16 protein-coding genes are annotated in these 18635 nt (G+C 51.3%); all 16 read left to right on the forward strand.

What is annotated here, in order from left to right; genetic code table 11:
• Positions 1-3 precede the first annotated feature (3 nt).
• On the forward strand, positions 4-942 hold the full coding sequence (locus tag BCM14_RS07110; protein ID WP_106227302.1) for a glycosyltransferase family protein: 939 nt from the start codon (positions 4-6) through the stop codon (positions 940-942).
• Complete coding sequence (locus BCM14_RS07115; RefSeq protein WP_106227303.1) at positions 939-1769, forward strand: DUF5672 family protein; 831 nt, start codon at positions 939-941, stop codon at positions 1767-1769. The genes BCM14_RS07110 and BCM14_RS07115 overlap by 4 nt, the downstream gene beginning before the upstream one ends.
• A gap of 92 nt (positions 1770-1861) precedes the next feature.
• Positions 1862-2977: an MraY family glycosyltransferase gene (locus BCM14_RS07120; RefSeq protein ID WP_106227304.1), complete on the forward strand. Its 1116-nt coding sequence runs from the start codon at positions 1862-1864 to the stop codon at positions 2975-2977.
• A gap of 13 nt (positions 2978-2990) precedes the next feature.
• Entirely contained in the window at positions 2991-3818 is an 828-nt protein-coding gene (locus BCM14_RS07125; protein ID WP_106227305.1) for a hypothetical protein, read from the forward strand.
• A gap of 59 nt (positions 3819-3877) precedes the next feature.
• Positions 3878-4855 carry a GDP-L-fucose synthase gene (gene fcl / locus BCM14_RS07130; protein ID WP_106227420.1) on the forward strand — a complete coding sequence of 326 codons (978 nt, stop codon included), beginning with the start codon at positions 3878-3880 and terminating at the stop codon, positions 4853-4855.
• Between the two features lie 9 nt (positions 4856-4864).
• Positions 4865-6688 carry an ABC transporter ATP-binding protein gene (locus BCM14_RS07135; protein ID WP_106227306.1) on the forward strand — a complete coding sequence of 608 codons (1824 nt, stop codon included), beginning with the start codon at positions 4865-4867 and terminating at the stop codon, positions 6686-6688.
• A 3-nt stretch (positions 6689-6691) separates the two neighbouring features.
• Positions 6692-7657, forward strand: a complete 966-nt coding sequence (locus tag BCM14_RS07140; RefSeq protein ID WP_259673475.1) for a glycosyltransferase family protein — start codon at positions 6692-6694, stop codon at positions 7655-7657.
• 1 nt (position 7658) lies between these two features.
• Positions 7659-9593 (forward strand): asparagine synthase (glutamine-hydrolyzing), encoded by a 1935-nt coding sequence (gene asnB / locus BCM14_RS07145; protein WP_106227308.1) that lies wholly within the window; start codon positions 7659-7661, stop codon positions 9591-9593.
• Positions 9590-10849 (forward strand): glycosyltransferase family protein, encoded by a 1260-nt coding sequence (locus BCM14_RS07150; protein WP_106227309.1) that lies wholly within the window; start codon positions 9590-9592, stop codon positions 10847-10849. The genes asnB and BCM14_RS07150 overlap by 4 nt, the downstream gene beginning before the upstream one ends.
• A gap of 19 nt (positions 10850-10868) precedes the next feature.
• On the forward strand, positions 10869-12155 hold the full coding sequence (locus BCM14_RS07155) for a glycosyltransferase (RefSeq protein ID WP_106227310.1): 1287 nt from the start codon (positions 10869-10871) through the stop codon (positions 12153-12155).
• Complete coding sequence (locus BCM14_RS07160; RefSeq protein WP_106227311.1) at positions 12152-13507, forward strand: glycosyltransferase family protein; 1356 nt, start codon at positions 12152-12154, stop codon at positions 13505-13507. Before BCM14_RS07155 ends, BCM14_RS07160 begins: the two co-directional genes overlap by 4 nt.
• Positions 13508-13531: 24 nt before the next feature.
• Complete coding sequence (locus BCM14_RS07165; protein ID WP_259673476.1) at positions 13532-14458, forward strand: glycosyltransferase family 2 protein; 927 nt, start codon at positions 13532-13534, stop codon at positions 14456-14458.
• Complete coding sequence (locus BCM14_RS07170) at positions 14459-15595, forward strand: glycosyltransferase family 4 protein (protein WP_106227312.1); 1137 nt, start codon at positions 14459-14461, stop codon at positions 15593-15595. It begins immediately after the preceding gene.
• A 6-nt stretch (positions 15596-15601) separates the two neighbouring features.
• On the forward strand, positions 15602-16684 hold the full coding sequence (locus BCM14_RS07175) for a glycosyltransferase (protein WP_106227313.1): 1083 nt from the start codon (positions 15602-15604) through the stop codon (positions 16682-16684).
• Positions 16677-17846, forward strand: a complete 1170-nt coding sequence (locus BCM14_RS07180) for a glycosyltransferase family 4 protein (protein WP_106227314.1) — start codon at positions 16677-16679, stop codon at positions 17844-17846. The genes BCM14_RS07175 and BCM14_RS07180 overlap by 8 nt, the downstream gene beginning before the upstream one ends.
• Positions 17843-18607, forward strand: coding sequence for a glycosyltransferase family 2 protein (locus BCM14_RS07185; RefSeq protein ID WP_106227315.1), 765 nt, complete (start codon positions 17843-17845; stop codon positions 18605-18607). The genes BCM14_RS07180 and BCM14_RS07185 overlap by 4 nt, the downstream gene beginning before the upstream one ends.
• The last annotated feature ends 28 nt before the right edge of the window (positions 18608-18635 follow it).

Genomic DNA, 18635 nt, shown 5'->3' on the forward strand with positions numbered 1-18635 from the left:
ACGATGTCAGATCTAGCCATTGCCCTGATTGTGTTCAACCGACCTCGCCACACGCGGGAGTCGTTTGCCAGCATCCGTGTACAACAACCCAAGAAGCTGTTTTTGATCGCAGACGGCCCGCGTGCAGATCGGCCTGAGGAAGCGCAAAAGTGCAAAGAAGTCAGAGCCATCATTGCTCAGATCGATTGGCCCTGTGAGGTGTTTCGCAACTATGCCGATCAAAATATGGGGCTTAAGCGAAGGGTATCGAGCGGCTTGAACTGGGTGTTTGATCAAGTTGAATCCGCCGTTATTCTTGAAGACGATTGCGTACCCCATCCGGATTTCTTTACCTATTGCGAAGATTTGCTCGAGCGGTACAAAGATGACGAGCGTGTCTGGGTCGTCACGGGTAACAACTTTCAACGCGGCAAGCGACGTGGGGATGCGTCTTACTACTTCTCTAAGTTCGGGCACTGCTGGGGTTGGGCAACTTGGCGGCGCGCCTGGCAACACTTTGATGGCGAGCTTACGTTTTGGCCCGATTGGAAAGGCTCAGCTGATTGGGATAAAAAAATGCCCGACCCGCTTGAGCGAGTTTATTGGATCGATATTTTTGATCGCGCTCGGGCAGGCAAAATTGACTCATGGGCATATCCTTGGCTTGCTACCCTTTGGCACCATGGCGCTTTAACAGCAATTCCACAAGTAAATCTAGTTACGAATATTGGTGTTGGGCCAGACGGCACCCACACCGTCGCGCTTGAAGACGAGCCCGGCATCCCAGTCAAACCTTTGGGGCTGATCACTCACCCTGTTGAGATCAAGCAGAATGCCCAAGCTGATCAGTATTTTTTCGATCATGATCTTGGTGGTTTGAATCAGAAATTTCCCCGCAAATATCTGGCTTTCCCCATACGAGTTAAAAACAAGCTCGTCAGAATCCTCAAGGGCCAGCCGTGACGAGCAAGCAAGCCATCGTTGTGCCGCTCTATAAAACTGAGTTGACCGAGCCAGAGCTGATGTCCCTTGAGCGCACCTTGAACGTGCTGGCTGAGCACGATCTTTTTATTGTCGGGCCAGAGCGTCTGCAATCTTATTTTGTGGCTTTATCTAAGCAATATGGCGAACGGCTCCGATTGCAACTATTTTCGGATCATTTTTTTGAAAGTATCGCGGGCTACAACCGCTTACTTGTTTCAGAGCAGTTTTACGCTCGCTTTACGGACTACGAGTACATGTTGCTGGTGCAGACAGACGCCCTTGTGCTTAAGGATGAGCTAGCACTCTGGTGCAATAAGGGCTATTCATATATCGGTGCACCCATGTTTAAAGGTTTCACCACACCAGTCAGGCCGTTAACCCTTTTTTGCGTGGGAAACGGCGGCTTCTCGTTGCGCAATATCGAAGATTTTTTGAAGGTATTGCGGCAACCCCGCCTATTTAAAAACAAACTCATGGAGGACTGGCCTGGTGGTTGGATATCGATAACTTACCGTTACCTTATAGACTATTGGAGCTTCTCTTACAAAAACACACAGCTGAATATCGACGTAAACGAAGACGTTTTTTGGGGCTTGTTTGTACCAGCTGCATGCAGTTTTTTTAAAGTCCCACCTGTTGACGAAGCCATTGCTTTCGCCTTTGAAGCCGAGCCTGAGCATCTCTATTGTCTCAATGAGCAACGCCTGCCGTTTGGTTGCCATGCGTGGCAAAGGTATGACCAAGGGTTCTGGGATCGTATGCTGACCTCTGACCAACTCCATCATTTACCTATAAAAATCAAATAGATCAAAGGCTTATCGTCAATAAGATAAGAAACAAGTGACATGAAGCATGCTATCATGTGCGATATTTTTCTCGCCTAACGAGTCCAGCCACAGTGTTTTTTGCCATCCCTCACCTTGCACTTGCTGCAGCCGGTTTTGCCTCTCTAGCAATCTGTCTCGGCATTGTTTGGACGACGCATTTACACGGGTCTCACACCCTTGACTCAGAAGCCGGTGTACAAAAAGTGCATCAAGAGCCAACACCCCGTATCGGTGGCGTCGCCATTTTGATTGGTTGCTGGATCGGTTGGTTCTTTGCGCCGCCAGAGATCGCGGTCATGTTGGGCCCGATCCTCATTGCTGCCTTGCCAGCTTTTATCGCCGGCGTCACTGAAGATGTGGTTAAACGGGGGCGTGTGACCGAGCGCTTGCTGGCGACCTGCGCCAGCGGTGTGCTGGCATGGTGGCTGACTGGGGATAGTCTTACCAGGGTAGGTATTGGTGGGGTGGATTGGTTGCTCGCGATCACCCCCGTGTCGGTGCTGTTTACTGCGTTTGCGGTGGGTGGTGTAGCCAACGCCATCAATATCATTGACGGTTTTAATGGTTTGGCAAGCAGCACGGTGTTGGTTTGTTTGGCTGGGCTAGGGTTGTTGGCCTTTTTAGGCGGCGATGCTGAAATGGCCAAGATTTGCTTCATTCTGGGTGGGGCAACGTTTGGGTTTCTCTTGGTTAATTACCCGTCGGGCAAGATCTTTCTGGGTGATGGCGGGGCGTATTTGCTGGGCTTCCTGTTAGGCTGGATCGCAGTGATGGTTGCTATCCGCAATCCAGGCATGTCGCCTTGGGCACCGCTTCTGGCTTGCGGTTATCCGATTTTAGAAGTGCTGTTTTCGATGGCGCGTCGCTCAGCGCGAACGCTTAAAATGGGGCACCCAGACAGGCTGCACCTGCACAGCCTGGTCTGGTCGCGGATCGCCCGCAAATGGATGGCGGATTCGTCGAGCCTGAAACAAAACTCTAGCGTGATGCCTATGATGTTGGCTTACGCTTTGATCCCTGTTGCCTTATCTATTGTTTACCGCAAAAGTACACTGGGCTTAATGTTTGCATTTGTTTTTTGTGCGGTTGTGTACGCATTTTTGTATGCGCGATTAATACACTTTAGCTGGGTGTTGCCTAAATTGCGTCTGACCAAACGTGCTCAGAAAGACGTCAGCAACCACTGACGGATCAAAAAACATGTCAGTCGTTCTGTTCAACGAACTCATCAAACAAAGCATCCAAAAAAAACGGCCAATGTCCTTTGGCAAACTGGGTGCAGTTGAGACCGATTGCATCGCCAATAGTCAGGCAAATAAACAAATTATTTGGGGCGAAAATCTCGGAATTAATGCGGGGGTGTTCCCCTTAACCGAGAAAATTGTCGCCAAGTGGATGAAGGAGTATCTCGACTCAATCCGCTCGCTCGATGCAGTCGCAGAGTGGTGGTTTGGTAAAGATACCGCGCTACTTGATCAATATAACCCCACCAGACTGACGACGACGGTGATAGACGATCTGCTGCCCTTTTATCTGGGTAAAGACGCTTGGCATTATGGGTTGGCGGATAAGACGGTTTTGGTGGTCCACCCCATGGTTGACAGCATCGAGGCGCAAGCCCTGCGGTTTGCATCTATCTGGCCAGGCGCCTCTATTAAAAAAACCATCTGTGTCAGATCGTTCTACCCACCTTGGTTAACGACATCACATCCTTACAAGAACTTTTTTGATTGTTTAACAGCGATCAAAAAACAGATTGCTAAACATCAGTTTGATTTTGCGGTGGTCGGCGCAGGTGCTTACTCTCTTCCCTTGCTGAAGTTTATTAAGCAAATGGGGGTGCCGTGCGTGCATTTGGGAGGCCAAACCCAATTATTATTCGGTATTCGAGGCCAGCGCTGGGAGACCGAATACGATGAAGCCTGGCGCCAAGCTAACTTTTACAATAATTCGCAGTATTGGATAAAACCGTTACCAACGGATATCCCGACCAATAAAGAGATGGTTGAAAACGGTTGCTATTGGTAGCAACTGCTTCATACCAAAGCCTCGTGTCTTTAAACCTGCGGTGAGTTTTTGAAATGACGATGAATAACAAAATGCCCAAGATTTATGTTGCAGGCCACCGTGGTATGGTCGGCTCGGCCATTGTGCGTCAGTTAATCGCAAACGGCCATGATCCGGCTCAAATCGTTGGTCGTACCCACGCTGAACTTGATTTAACAGACCAAGCGGCCGTCAGGGCGTTTTTTGCCACTGAGAAGCCTGATCAGGTCTATTTGGCCGCTGCTAAGGTCGGTGGCATTCACGCTAACAATACTTACCCGGCTGAATTCATTTACGACAACTTGATGGTTCAGGCCAACGTCATCGATGCAGCATTTCGCAACGGAGTCAAAAAGCTTCTGTTTTTAGGCAGTAGCTGCATTTATCCGAAGCTGGCGCCGCAGCCAATGCCAGAAAATGCCCTACTCACGGGGTTTCTCGAACCTACCAATGAGCCCTACGCAGTTGCCAAAATCGCAGGCATCAAAATTTGCGAAAGCTATAACCGGCAATATCAAAAGGACCATGGGATTGACTATCGTTCGGTGATGCCAACCAATCTTTACGGGCCTGGTGATAACTATCATCCAGAGAATTCTCACGTCATCCCGGCCTTAATCAGGCGCTTTCATGAAGCCAAAATCGCCCAGGCACCGACGGTATCGATCTGGGGCTCGGGTAAGCCCTATCGTGAATTTTTGTTTGTCGATGACATGGCCTCTGCCAGCGTTCATGTCATGAATCTGGATAAGGCAATCTATGACGAGCATACGAGCCCGATGCAAAGTCATATCAACGTGGGTTATGGCTCAGACATCACCATCTTAGAGGTGGCGCACGCCATTGGATCCGTGGTGGGTTACAGCGGTGAAATTGTGTTCGACTCAACCAAGCCTGACGGCGCACCAAGAAAATTGATCGATAGCGGTTTGTTGAAGCGGCTTGGATGGCAGGCCAAAATCAACATCGAGACGGGCTTGAAACTTGCCTATGCAGATTTCTTAAATCAAATTCGCTAAGGCTACCCAGTGAGTATTGTTTCGGGCGTCATTGAGCCGTTCAGCCGGCTTTATAAGATATTGCCTGTTCCTAGCAAGCGTGGCCTTGCCTTTGTTGTCTTGATCAGTTTGGTGGCATCAATCTTCGAGACTGCCAGCGTGGCATCCATTTTGCCTTTCATGGCGATTGTGATGGATCCAACAATCTTGACCAAATATCAATGGCTTGAAAGTTTGTTGAAATTTTTGGGTATCGAAGGCCAACAGGCAGCCATTATTGCAGCTGGTGGCCTGACGGTTGCCGTGCTCGCAATTGGTAATGCCGTGACGGCATCGAATCTCTGGGTACAGACACGCTATCTGGCATCTGCTCGGCGTCACTTAGCGACCGAGTTGTTCTCAGGGTATCTCTATTTACCTTATTCGTTTCATATTCAGCGCGATACGAGCTCATTAGGCCGAGTGTTGGGTGGCGACGTGGAATCTGCCGTTGGTGGTTTTCTTGCATCGCTTCTTGGCGTCGTGTCTAAAGGACTCAGCGGCCTGGTGCTTATTTCTCTGATCGTGGCGATCGACCCAGTCGTGGCACTGGGGACTGTGATGGTGCTGGGTTGTGGCTACATGATGGTTTACCGGTTGATCAGGGTCAGACAGGTCAGGCTCGGTGCAAAGATGGTTGAGGCCAGTACGATCGTGGGTCGCACCGCGCTCGAAGGTCTATCAGGCATCAAAGAATTACGCGTCTTAGGCCGCGAAAATGCCTCGACCGTTGAATACAACCGATCCATGACCGAGCTGATGAATACTCAAGCGTCTAATTCGCTGGCCTCGGCGATGCCGCGCTATGTCATAGAGGTCTTTGCCTATGCGGGGATTGTGGCTGTTACGTTGGCCTTCGTTCTCAAAGGGCAGGGGATGTCTGCCATCCCTTCACTGGCTTTATATGCCTTGGCGGGTAATCGCTTGGTGCCAATCTTTCAGCAGCTGTTTGCTGCCGCCATCACGATCAAATATCACACCAAAGCCGTCGAGTCTTTAGAAGCTGACTTGGCGACGGTGCGTTCTGCGCAAACAGAAGCTGACGATGAGCAAGCAGTTGCCTTGAGCTTTAAAACCGAAATCCAATTGACGGATCTGAGTTTCAAGTATCCAACCGCTGAGCGCTTAGCGCTTAACAAACTTACCCTCACCATCCCCCAAAATCAAAGTATCGGTTTGGTGGGTAGAACCGGCTCAGGCAAGACTACGCTGGCCGACGTTATTCTTGGGCTGTATCCCCCGGCAAGTGGCACGATTGCGATCGACGGGGTTGAGTTGACCGAGCAGAACGAGAGAGCTTGGCGTAAAAGAGTCGGCTATGTGCCGCAGGCAGTATTTTTGACTAATGCGTCGATCGAGAAAAATATCGCCTTAGGTATCCCCGATCACGAGATCGATCACGAGGCTGTTCATCGCGCCGCCCAGATGGCACAAGCTGAAGAATTCATTAACCAATTGCCCGACGGCTACGGCACCGTGGTCGGTGAGCGTGGCGTTAAGCTCTCTGGCGGCCAACGTCAACGGTTGGGGATTGCCCGGGCGCTTTACCATAACCCTGATGTGCTGGTATTCGATGAAGCCACCAGTGCACTCGACGGGATGACAGAAGACGCAGTGATGCAGGCCGTGCAAGACTTGAGTCAAGAGCGTACGATGATCTTGATCGCTCATCGTTTGCGTACCGTGCAGGCGTGCGATCGGATTGTGATGCTCGATAGTGGTTGTATCGTTGCAGATGGCACCTACCAAGATTTGATGGCAACGTCGGATTTGTTTAAACGGCTAGCAGGCAACGCATTGACTGACGTTGAATAGATGATGCTAGATACCCCTATCGCCTTCATCATCTTCAACAGGCCGCAACACACCCGGCAAAGTTTCGCGGTGATTCGCGAGCAGCGGCCAAGTAAATTATTGATCATCGCCGACGGTGCGCGCGCAGGGCACCCCACTGATGCCGCTCGTTGTCGAGAAACGCGTGAGATCGTTGCTCACATTGATTGGCCTTGTGAGGTGTTAAGAAATTACGCTGAAGCAAATATGGGGTGCAAACGTCGCGTCAGTTCTGGCCTTGACTGGGTCTTCGAGCAAGTAGAAAAGGCGATCGTGATTGAGGATGATTGCCTGCCTAACCAAGACTTTTTCTCTTTTTGTGACACCCTGTTGACGCGTTACGAGGCTGATTCGCGCGTTTGGGTCATCACGGGCAATAACTTTCAGAACGGTAAGAAGCGTGGCGACGCTGCGTATTATTTTTCGAAATTCAACCATTGCTGGGGCTGGGCGACGTGGCGCCGAGCGTGGCAGCACTATCGGGTTGATATCCCCTTTTGGCCTGGCTGGAAGGACACCGTTGACTGGGTGAAAAAACTGCCCGACCCCGTTGAGCGAAAAATCTGGTCAGGCTTGCTCGATCGGGTGCAGCGCGGTGAGATCGATACCTGGGATTATCAATGGACGGCGACGGTTTGGTATCACGGTGGTTTGACCGCGACACCTCAAGTGAACCTCGTGACGAATATCGGGTTTGGGCCTGAGGCGACGCACACCGTGACCGCAGACGATCAAGCAGGGTTACCGGTGTTGCCCTTAGGCCCGCTGACTCACCCAACCGTTGTTAAACAAAATCTGGTCGCTGATCGTCACGTGTTGAATCAGAATTTCGGCGGATCCAGCCATCCAGATCGATTCAACAATCAGCTCAGAAGAAGAAAAGAACAGCTTTTTCGATCGCCACAATGGGCGCTCAAAAAGCTGAAGCAAGCTTTCGGGTCTAGGGGCTAGCATGTGCGGCATCCTCGGTCTGATCCATCGCCAAGCTGAGTCTCGCCCGCTACTGTCTGACCGGCTTGTGGCCAAGCTCGCGCACCGCGGGCCCGATGACTCAGGCACCTATAGCGATGCTCACGTTCAGTTTGGCCATACCCGCCTCTCAATTATCGATCTGACTGCGGCGGGACACCAGCCCATGCTCAGTCATCATGAACGCTACGTGGTGACCTACAACGGTGAGATCTATAACTACCTTGAATTGAGAGGCGAGCTCGAAGCGCAGGGGGTCAGCTTTACCAGCCATTCTGATACTGAAGTGCTACTGGCCGCTTACGAGGCGTGGGGGTCGGCTTGCGTCAAGCGGTTTGTGGGCATGTTCGCCTTCGTCATTTGGGATAAGCAGGCACAGACCGCTTTTATTGCCCGTGATCGTTGCGGCGAAAAACCTTTGTTTTATCAATTCAACGAGCACCGATTAACGTTTGCCTCTGAACTCAAAGGGCTGTTGCCTTTGCTCGCCGAGCGACCAGCGCTCAACCCGGTTGCCATCGACCAGTACCTGCACTATCAGTTCATCCCTGAGCCTGCGACCTTGTTGCACGGTGTGCATAAACTAGCTGCAGGGCACACGATGACCTTGTCGCTCGCTGACTGGCGAGTCGACCCGCAGCGCTACTGGGATGTCGAGGCGGTCGCTGAACCAATTGTCAGACCAAAAAGCAAGACAGATATTCTTGCTGAAATCAAAGCCAGTCTGACGTCTGCCGTCAACATGACGTTGCGCGCCGATGTTCCTGTAGGTGTCGCGCTGTCAGGTGGGATTGACTCAGGGGCAATTGCAGCGCTCGCTCAACAAAGTAACCCACAGCCAATGCACGCCTTCTGTGTTGGCTATCCAGGTCGCCCACATTATGATGAACGTGCGCAGGCTCGTGAATTGGCAACCTCGCTGGGGATGATTGTCCATGAGGTCGAGTTGCCCGTCGAGAGCTTTGTTGATTTCTTCCCAGAACTCGTGAGCATCATGGATGAGCCGATTGCTGATCCGGCCGCTTTTGGGCATTACTCTGTGCCTAAAGCAGCTGCCGATCAAGGCATCAAAGTGTTGCTGTCGGGGATTGGGGGCGACGAACTGTTCTGGGGCTATCCCTATGTGACCGAGGCGGTCAGGCTTAACCAGTTGGCTGCTGATCATCCGACACTGCTTCGCTTTGCCCGCTGGGTAGGCTCGGCCGGGGCGCATCAATTCTTATTGAAAGTGTCTTATTACCCTCGGGCGCATCCAGCCCTTCGCCATTGGGCAGATATCTTGCAGAAATTGGGTGACCCTCGCCAGCCGCCTGAGCAATTGCTGTATTACCTCTTGCATCCCGATTTCGCCGGGGCGTATCCCTTAACCAAAGCTGTTTACGGTGAGGCGATGCGTGCTGTTAATCAGCAGACTTTGTTTGAACCCACCGCACACCGACAACCCGCTCGAGATCAAATACCCGCAGCGATCATCCGCCTATTGTTTGATACCTGGTTGACGTCAAACTGCTTGTCGTTAGGTGATCGGGTCGGCATGGCCGTCGGGGTAGAAACGCGCATGCCGTTTCTCGATGCTAACTTGATTAAAACCGTCATGTCACTCAGAGCGGTTGAACCTGACCAAGCGCTAGGCCAGAAGGCCTGGCTGCGTGAAGCACTCAAAGGCGTTTTGCCGGATGCGGTGTTATCGCGCCCCAAAGCGGGTTTTCAGCCACCGGTGCATCAATGGCTGACGGGCGTAATCCAGGCCTATGGTGATCAATTGCGCACGGGGCAGCTCGTTGAGTGCGGTGTCCTTCTTCGCGACAAAGTGGATGACCTGCTGGCAACGACGAAGGCGCAGGGCTGGCATGGCTTGTTTTTCACTTATAAATTGGTGCTGCTTGAGATGTGGTACCAGCAGGTGGTCGCTCGATGAACCGATCTGCACCGGTCATTTTGCTCTACAACCCGATCTCTGGACACGGGCATCTCGATTCATGGAACGCTCTCTTTGTGTCGCTCTTGCTCAAGGCTGACTGGCGGGTTATCGCAGCCACCCCGGATACGGCTGATTTAATCGCCAGGCTGCAGATCAAGGGGCAAGCGGATTCACCAAACTTGCAGGTGCTGGATTGGGCTGTCTCACCGCGCACGCTGAGCGAGCGAGTTTGGGGTCGCGTGCTTCGCGCTTTGAAGCCTCTCTTGAATGCGCGGTTGAAACATTTGTTGGGTGCCGATCCAGACACCCCCGGCCATGATCCGAGGTTTCTCAACCCAGATGATTTCGCTAAACGGCTTGCGGCGTTCAGAAGACAATGTCGCTGGTCACCCACCCTGGTGTTCAACATGTATATGGACATGTATCCGACGACACGCCAAAGCTGGCAGCGGTTTGACTCAGCTCGCATGCTGCCTTGGGCGGGGATTCGTTTCGTGCCAACCGTCGACGGCAGCGAAGCTTATTACGACTTGCCTTCCTTTGCGGGTATGTGCTTTTTGGATGAGCGCGTCCGAGATCAATACCTCTACGCCTTGCCACGCAAGTGCTTCGCGTACTTGCCAGACATCACAGAGAGCAAACTGCCAGAGGTGCCAACCGCCCTCTTGACTGAAATTAAGCAACGCGCCCGAGGTCGCAATATTGTTTTCCTGGGGGGAACCCTCGGGGGTAACAAAAATCTGGCGCGCTGGTATCAACTGATTGCGGTCATGGATGCCGGACAGTGGTTTTTTGTGCAGATCGGCGAGATGTTTGAAAAAACCCTCACCGAAGAGGATGCGCGAGAACTTGCCAAGATCAAGGTGCAATGTCCTGAGAATCTTTTCATTAAGCTTGCCTATTTGCCAGACGAAGCGCACTTTAACGAAATCATGCAAGCGAGTGACGTGATCTTTGCGGTTTATCGCGATTTCACAATCAGCAGCAACATGCCCGGCAAAGCCGCTGCGTTTGATAAACCAATATTGGTTGCGAGTGGGCATTTAATGGGTCAGCGAGTGCTGCAATATGATATCGGGATGGCGGTTGACGAGAACGACGTGCCCGCCATGCAAGCGGCCCTGGTCGCACTTGTTAACCAGTCGCCTTGTCGTCAGGCACAGTTCGACCTCTATAGAAAAGATTTCAGTAGCGACGCCTTGGGTAAGCACTTGATGAAGTTTTTAACCGACTGTATGCACAAACCAACCTGATCACCGCTTGGATAAACAGATGAAAGTCTTGCAACTCTCGACCGATGATTTCAGTGGAGGCGCCTCGCGGGCCGCTTACCGCTTGCACACGGCCTTGTTGCAATGTGGTGTTGATAGTCGCATGCGGGTATTGACCCACCAGACGGCGAATGACCGGGTGATTGCAGGCAAAGGGCCGCGCAGTTTCAGTCAGAAAGTCAAAAACAAATTACAGCAGAAGTGGCGTGACTTTGACCGCCGTCAATTCAAGAGCACTAACACCATCATGCATTCGTTTGGTGACGAAAGTGCTTACGTCGTGGCTGAGATCAATGAGAGCGATGCCGACGTCGTCAACTTGCACTGGGTGGCCAATCTGCTATCCATTGAAGATATCGGCCGCATTCGCAAACCGATTGTCTGGACGTTGCACGACATGTGGGCGTTTTGTGGTGGTGAGCATGTGGTGTTCGATGAACAGGCTGAGGCTCGTTTCAGGGTGGGTTATCGACCTGACAACCGGCCAAGGGGTGAGTCTGGCCCTGATCTGAATCGCCAGACCTGGGAGCGCAAGCGCAAGGCCTGGTCGAACCAGACGTTCAACATTGTCACACCAGGACATTGGATGGCAGGTTGCGTCGGTGATAGTGCCTTGTTAGGGCATCAACCGGTGCGTGTGATCCCTAACCCGCTCGAGCTCAAGCACCTCTGGCACCCGATTGATAAGACCTTTGCTCGGGCCGTCTTAGGGTTAGCCCAAGACAAGCAGTACGTATTGTCAGGTTCTGCGGGCGGGATGGCGCAGCTCAAGGGCGAAGACTTGCTGCGCGATGCTTTGATGGCGTTAAAAAAGACAGGGCAAGTCGTGCCAGATTTGTTGATCTTTGGTCAGCATCGTCCAGCACTTGCACAGGAGTGGCCGTGCAAGGTGCACTGGTTAGGCCGAGTCAATGACGATTCCGTCATGCGATTGATCTACGCCGCCGCAGACGTGATGGCGGTGCCGTCTCGGCTAGATAACTTGCCCAACACGGCGATTGAAGCGCATGCCTGTGGCATACCGGTGGTGGCTTTCAACATTGGTGGGTTACCGGATATCGTTGAACATCAGCAAAGCGGCTGGTTGGCGCCTGCCTTTGACACTGACAGTTTGGCGCATGGGATGACCTGGATACTTCAGGACCCGGCGCGCTGGTTGCAGCTATCGTCTCATGCGCGTCAGCTGGTTGAGCAACGCTTCGCCCCCGAGGTTGTGGTGCGTCAGTATCTTGAGGTCTATCAAACTGCTGTCACCAGTTATGCAAAGCAGTCGTCCGAGCACCGATGAATCCCGACGGCTATATCCTTGTCTATAACCCCATCTCGAACGAAGGGCACTTGGATTCTTGGCATGTGCTGTTTGTCGACATGTTGCGACAAGCGGGATGGCGTGTAATTGCCGTATCGACAGATCCTCGTGCTTTGCGAGCAAAATTGTTAGCAAAAGGGCTAGAGCCGTCGGATGCGTTGGTTGTTTTTGAAGCAAAGCAACACCACGCAACCCAAGCCTCGATGATGCGACAGGCCTGGCAAGCGTTGAATACTGGCTATGACAAAGTGCGGTATCAAGGCAGACCTAAGACTCTGACGCAGCATGGTCATCGCTTAGGCATACTCTTCGCGCATCGTGTGGTTGGGATCGTTCACAGCGCCTATCGACGCTTTCGCCTGGGTCGACAGGCCTTGCCATCCTCGGACGAAGCTCAGCCTAGAACTGAATCGGTCTTGCAGCCGGCGCAGTTTGCCGCTGCTGTGAACGAGGTCCTTACTCACTATCCTGGGCAGGTCAGTCACGTACTGAATATGTATATTGATGCCTACCGGATCGACGAAGAGGCTTGGCGCGACGTCGACTTCATCGAATCGACGCCGTGGTCAGCGGTTTGCATCACGCCAGGGGCCGAGCCGGTCGAGGCGTATTACCAAAAACCAAACTACCGCGGCACCTGCTTTTTGGATGAACTGGTTTGCAACCATTATCAGCAGACACTACCTGACCGGCATTTTGAATATATGCCTGATATTGCCGATGTCGATTTGCCGGCGACGCGTACTGCGTTAACCCAACAAATTATCGCCCAAGCGGCAGGCCGCAAAATTGTGTTTCTGGGTGGCTCAATCGGCAAGCAGAAAAATCTTGCGCGCTGGTATGACGTGATTCGTCGTTTAGATCCGCAAGCTTGGTACTTTGTGCAAATCGGCCGGATTAATCGTAATAATCTCACCCCAGCGGATCAACGTGCCTTGGATTCGCTGGTCGTTGATCATCCTGCCAATTTATTTGTTTATCCGGATTATTTGCCGGATGAACGTCATTTCAACGATGTGATGGCGGCATCAGATATTATTTTTGCTGTCTATCGCGACTTTACGCGAAGCAGCAACATGCTCTCTAAGGCCGCCTATTTTAAGAAGCCCATTCTTGTCTCAGCGGCCTACTTAATGGGTGAGCGGGTCAGCCGTTATAAAATCGGGCTGGCGGTAGAAGAAGATAGCGTAGACAGTATCTGCGATGGCTTGGCTCAACTGAGTGCGATCCCCGATCTTGTTGACCATTTTGAAGCCTACCGACAAGACTTTAATCTTGATGTGGCTAGGCAACGATTGTCGCGCTTTATCCAAGCGGGTCTTGCAAGCTAGGCACGCCGATTCAAATACAAAGGCATGATGTCAGACTTTCAACTCAATACTCCCGTTGCGCTCATCATCTTTAATCGCCCCGATACGACTGCACGGGTGTTTAAAGAGATTGCGAAGGCCAGACCACCTAAGTTGTTGGTGGTCGCTGACGGGCCGCGCAGCAATCGTTTGGGCGAAGCAGAAAGATGTCAACAAACCCGCGCCATCATCGAGCAGGTCGATTGGCCTTGCGAGGTATTGACCAATTTTGCCGATGCCAATATGGGCTGCAAGATGCGGGTGTCGAGTGGAATCGACTGGATTTTCGAAATGGTGGAAGAGGCCATTATCCTTGAGGATGATTGTTTACCTGAACCCACCTTCTTTCGGTTTTGCGAAGAGATGCTGAGCCGCTATCGTGAAGATGACCGTGTCAGTATGGTGTCAGGCGGCAATTTGCAGTTTGGTCGTCAGCGGGGCTCGGCAAGCTACTATTTCTCGCGTTACACCCATATCTGGGGTTGGGCGTCATGGCGCAGAGCCTGGAAGCACTATGATCGCGACCTCACCCTCTGGCCAAAGTACAGGGATGAAGGTTGGCTTGAAACGACCTTCTCAAGCAAGGGCGAGCAGGCCTACTGGCGCAATTCTTTTGAGGCGGTTCACAATGGCAGCCTGGATACTTGGGATTGCTCGTGGACGTTTACCTGTCTGTTGAAGGGCATGCTGCAGGTTGCCCCCAATGTCAATCTGATCTCTAACATCGGTTTTGGGCCTGAGGCGACACACACCCAAGTGGTTGGCATCCATGCGAATATGGCGACCGAACCGATGATCTTCCCGTTGATTCACCCTGATGCAGTTTTACAAGACTGCAAAGGCGATCAATTCATTGCCGATGATCAAATCGCACCGTCTTTTGCCAAGCGCCAGTGGCGTCGTATCAAAAGACATCTCTTACGGATGCGTTGAATGCGAATCGCATTTGATCATCAGGCCTTTTGCTTGCAACGTACTGGTGGCGTGTCCCGCTATTTTTGCGAGCTGGCGAGAGCAATGCAACAGCCAGCAGATTGCTTGAAAATTTTCGCCCCTGTTTACCGAAATGTCTATTTACGTGAATTACCGCGGACGATCGTGCGCGGCATAGCGGTGACCGACTACCCCCCCTATACGGCTTCAATTTGCACGAGTTTGAACGGCCGCTTGGCCTCTGCCCTGATTGAGAGTTGGCAGCCTGACATCATTCATGAGACGTATTACAGCAACAGGCGCAGCGGTTCAAAAAAGGCGCCCACCGTCTTGTCTGTCTTTGACATGATCAGTGAGCTTGGACTAATGGGCGATACGTGCTCAAGCGCTGATTTAAAAAGTAGCCCTAAATATCAAGCAGTACATCGAGCAGATCATGTCATTTGTATATCTCATTCGACACAAAGGGATTTGATCCGTCTGTTTGACGTACCATCTGCTAAAACCTCAGTTATCCATCTTGGTTGCGATGCGTTTCACGCTAACGAAGCGCAAAAGGTAGATCGAACCTACATAGGCACCATGGGGCAACCAAAGCCTTATTTACTCTACGTTGGCTTGAGAGGCGCCTACAAGAATTTCGCTCGCTTGCTAGAGGCGTACGCTAACTCTAAGCGACTATCGAGCGACTTCAATCTTGTTGCGTTTGGCTCAGCCCCGTTTACGACCGCAGAAACAGCCAAGATCAACGCGCTCGGTCTATCTTTGGATCAAGTGCAGCACAGCGGCGGCTCGGACGACGATCTTGTCCAGCTTTATCGCAATGCCTCGGCGTTCGTCTATCCGTCTCTTTATGAAGGCTTTGGCTTGCCGCCACTTGAGGCAATGGCGCAGGGCTGTCCTGTTGTGAGCAGTAACACCAGTTCAATGCCAGAGGTGATTGGCGATGCGGCAGAATATTTTGATCCACACCAAGCGGATTACATCAGCGCAGCGATTGAACGAGTGGTCTACTGGTCTGAGAGGCGCGAAGATTTGATACTTAAGGGCAGGTTACGATCGAGCATGTTTGATTGGGCTCGTTGTGCGTCAGAGACCAGGCATCTGTATCAGACTATCGTATCAGGATCAAAGTAAAACTCGATGAACATACTTTATCTATACACCGAAATCATGGGCTATAACCTGCCCATTTTTGCCCAGTTAGTCCGTGAATATGGGGCCACCGTTCACGTGATCAGGTGGACAAACAACAAGTTGACCCCCTTTGTTCCAGCGACGATCGAGGGTGTTAACTATCACGATCGATCGTCGTTTTCGCCTAAAACGCTGCTCGAATTTGCCAGTAACCTAAAGCCGGTTGTCGCTTATATCTCAGGATGGCAGGATAAGGGCTATCTGCCCGTGGCGCGCTTGCTGAAGCAGCAAGGGACGCCAGTCGTCATGGGTCTGGATAGTCAGTGGTTTGGTAATCTGAGGCAGCAAATCGGCGCCCGACTTATTCGGCACTGGTATAAGGAACGCTATTTTTCTTTCGCTTGGGTGCCGGGCCCATTGCAGTATGAGTACGCTGCGAGGATTGGTTTTACAAAAAACGAAATCATTGGCAATCTTTTATCTGGCAACACTGAGCTGTTCTCACAAGCGGCAACAAGCTTGACAGATGCCAAGCAGTGTTTATACCCCAAGCAATTTTTATATGTTGGGCGGTTTGCCAAAGCAAAAGGGATTGATATCTTGCTCGAAGCTTATGTCCGCTATCGATCTACCTATCATGGCACCTGGAAATTAAAGTGTGTGGGCAATGGCCCTATGGATGCAGAGCTTTTGCAAGCACAAAAAAACGACTCGGCTATTTCAATCGAACCGTTTGCAGAGCAGTCTGCCCTCGTTAGTTATGCCGAACAGTCTGGGGCATTTATTTTGCCGAGTCGTTATGAACCCTGGGGGGTTGTTGCGCACGAATTTGCTTGTGCAGGCTTGCCATTGATCCTGTCAGATCAAGTTGGTTCAAAATTGCAGTTTTTGATTAAGCACTACAACGGTGATGGTTTTAGCGATCACGCGGTTGACCAGCTTGCTGAAGCCATGCATCGCCTGTCCTCACAGAGCGATGAGCAGCTCATTCAAATGGGCCAACGAAGTGCGCAACTGGCATCAACACTGAGTCCTGAAATTGCTACTTCGAGTTTGATGTCTGTCGTCAAGGATTCGGTTCATGAGTGATCTCGTTGTGGCTATCGATGCATCGCGCATACGCTCCGGAGGGGGCGTCGCCCATTTGATCGGCATCTTAGATATTGAGCGAATTGAAGGATTTGGCTTTAAAGAGATCCACGTCTGGAGCTATCGAAAATTACTGGATTTAATCCCCGATAAACCTTGGCTGGTCAAGCATCACGCTAAAGAGACTGAGCAATCCTTGCTGACCCAGCTGTTTTGGCAGGCGACCCGTTTGCCAACTGAGATTCGAGAGGCAGGTTGTCAGATTTTGTTTTCGGCGGATGCCGGTACTGTATGTCGCTTCGAACCCATGGTTGCGCTTAATCAAAATATGCTGCCTTATGACGAGGGCGTATTAAAGTTGTTCGGCTTTAGTCGGAATCGCTTACAGCAAACCGTTATCTATCTTGTTCAAAAAAGTGCTTTTCGGTTTGCAACCGCGTCTATTTTTCTTACTCACTATGCTGCAAAACGAGTCCAGCATTACACGGGTAAGCTTCTGAACACGACAGTGATTGCTCATGGCGTCGGGCAAGTTTTTAAAGAAACCTTGCCGCAAGCGAGCTGGCCAAGTGACAAAGCACAGCCCATTGAATGCCTGTACGTATCGCCAATCCTGGAGTACAAGTATCAATGGGTGGTTGTGAGGGCGATCAAGTTGTTGCGTGATCGTGGCCATCAGCTCAGACTGACTCTGGTCGGTGGTGGTGGGCGGCGCGCCTTGCGTCTGTTGAACAAGCAAATCGAAGCATCAGACCCTCGTCATGAGTTTGTCACGGTGCTAGATTTTGTGCCACACGAAGAAATACCCTTGCGTATTGCGCAGACTAACATTTTTGTCTTCGCCTCGGGGTGTGAAACATTCGGGATTTCGCTACTTGAGGCCATGGCGGTCGGCGTACCAATTGCGAGCTCGAATCAAAGCAGCTTGCCTGAGACCTTACAGGATGGTGGTGTCTATTTTGATCCAACTGACGATACATCTATTGCTGACGCGATCGAACAGTTGATTAACGATCCAGTCAGACGTGAGCACTTGGCACAACAAGCAAAAACCTTGTCTGAGTCCTATTCCTGGCCGCGTTGTGCAGAGCAAACTTGGGACTACATCGGGCAGGTTTACGCGCAGTACAAAAAAACTAACGCAACCAAGAAGACGCGATGAAGATAACAATCGTGACCATCTCGTTTAATCAGAAGCAATATTTGAAAGCATGTATTGACTCCATACTGAACCAAACGGGTTGTGAGCTTGAGTACATCATTGTTGACCCAGGAAGCACTGACGGCAGTCGTGAACTGATCAGCTCATACGGGGATCAAATCATTAAAGTATTTCAGACAGATCAAGGCCCAGCTGATGGTTTAAATCAAGGTTTTGCTAGAGCCACGGGTGATATTTACGGGTTTATCAACTCCGATGATTACTTGTTGCCTGGCGCCTTGTCGGCAGTCCGTCAATTTTTTGAACAGCATGGCACAAACACTTTTGTTACTGGTCAAGGCTTCACCGAATATGCTGACAGCCAGCGAAAACGCGTCAAACCGAATGTGTTGACTAAACAGGCCATGCTTTATCGGTCAGCCGTGTTGTTTCAGCAAGCAACTTTTTTTTCGGCTGACAGCTATAAACAGGCGGGTGGGTTCAACGCTGAAAACAACACCTGCTGGGATTACGAGCTTTATTTGAAGCTTCTGGCACAAGGCGCTACGCATGCAGTGATCGATCAAGATCTGGCGGTTTTTAGGCTCTATGAGGGATCAATTTCTGGCTCGGGGCGTCTGAAACGTTTGTATCTTGCCGAGCTCGACCAGTTGTTTGAGCAATATATGGGACGCAAAAGAAACTTGGTTGATAAAGGTACTACGGTTTACCTGCGAGCGAGACGAGAGTTGGCACGACGTATGCAAATTTCGCGGTCTTAACAATACAGGTCACTGCATTTTGCCAATC

The sequence above is a fragment of the Jezberella montanilacus genome (assembly GCF_003003055.1).
GTDB lineage: Bacteria > Pseudomonadota > Gammaproteobacteria > Burkholderiales > Burkholderiaceae_B > Zwartia > Zwartia montanilacus.

What these genes read in the sequence shown, in the direction of transcription:
- BCM14_RS07110 (WP_106227302.1), top strand. Translation starts at nt 4, where the DNA reads ATGTCAGATCTAGCCATTGCCCTGATTGTGTTCAACCGACCTCGCCAC.
- BCM14_RS07125 (WP_106227305.1), top strand. Translation starts at nt 2,991, where the DNA reads ATGTCAGTCGTTCTGTTCAACGAACTCATCAAACAAAGCATCCAAAAA.
- fcl (WP_106227420.1), top strand. Translation starts at nt 3,878, where the DNA reads ATGAATAACAAAATGCCCAAGATTTATGTTGCAGGCCACCGTGGTATG.
- BCM14_RS07140 (WP_259673475.1), top strand. Translation starts at nt 6,692, where the DNA reads ATGCTAGATACCCCTATCGCCTTCATCATCTTCAACAGGCCGCAACAC.
- asnB (WP_106227308.1), top strand. Translation starts at nt 7,659, where the DNA reads ATGTGCGGCATCCTCGGTCTGATCCATCGCCAAGCTGAGTCTCGCCCG.
- BCM14_RS07150 (WP_106227309.1), top strand. Translation starts at nt 9,590, where the DNA reads ATGAACCGATCTGCACCGGTCATTTTGCTCTACAACCCGATCTCTGGA.
- BCM14_RS07155 (WP_106227310.1), top strand. Translation starts at nt 10,869, where the DNA reads ATGAAAGTCTTGCAACTCTCGACCGATGATTTCAGTGGAGGCGCCTCG.
- BCM14_RS07160 (WP_106227311.1), top strand. Translation starts at nt 12,152, where the DNA reads ATGAATCCCGACGGCTATATCCTTGTCTATAACCCCATCTCGAACGAA.
- BCM14_RS07165 (WP_259673476.1), top strand. Translation starts at nt 13,532, where the DNA reads ATGATGTCAGACTTTCAACTCAATACTCCCGTTGCGCTCATCATCTTT.
- BCM14_RS07170 (WP_106227312.1), top strand. Translation starts at nt 14,459, where the DNA reads ATGCGAATCGCATTTGATCATCAGGCCTTTTGCTTGCAACGTACTGGT.
- BCM14_RS07175 (WP_106227313.1), top strand. Translation starts at nt 15,602, where the DNA reads ATGAACATACTTTATCTATACACCGAAATCATGGGCTATAACCTGCCC.
- BCM14_RS07180 (WP_106227314.1), top strand. Translation starts at nt 16,677, where the DNA reads ATGAGTGATCTCGTTGTGGCTATCGATGCATCGCGCATACGCTCCGGA.
- BCM14_RS07185 (WP_106227315.1), top strand. Translation starts at nt 17,843, where the DNA reads ATGAAGATAACAATCGTGACCATCTCGTTTAATCAGAAGCAATATTTG.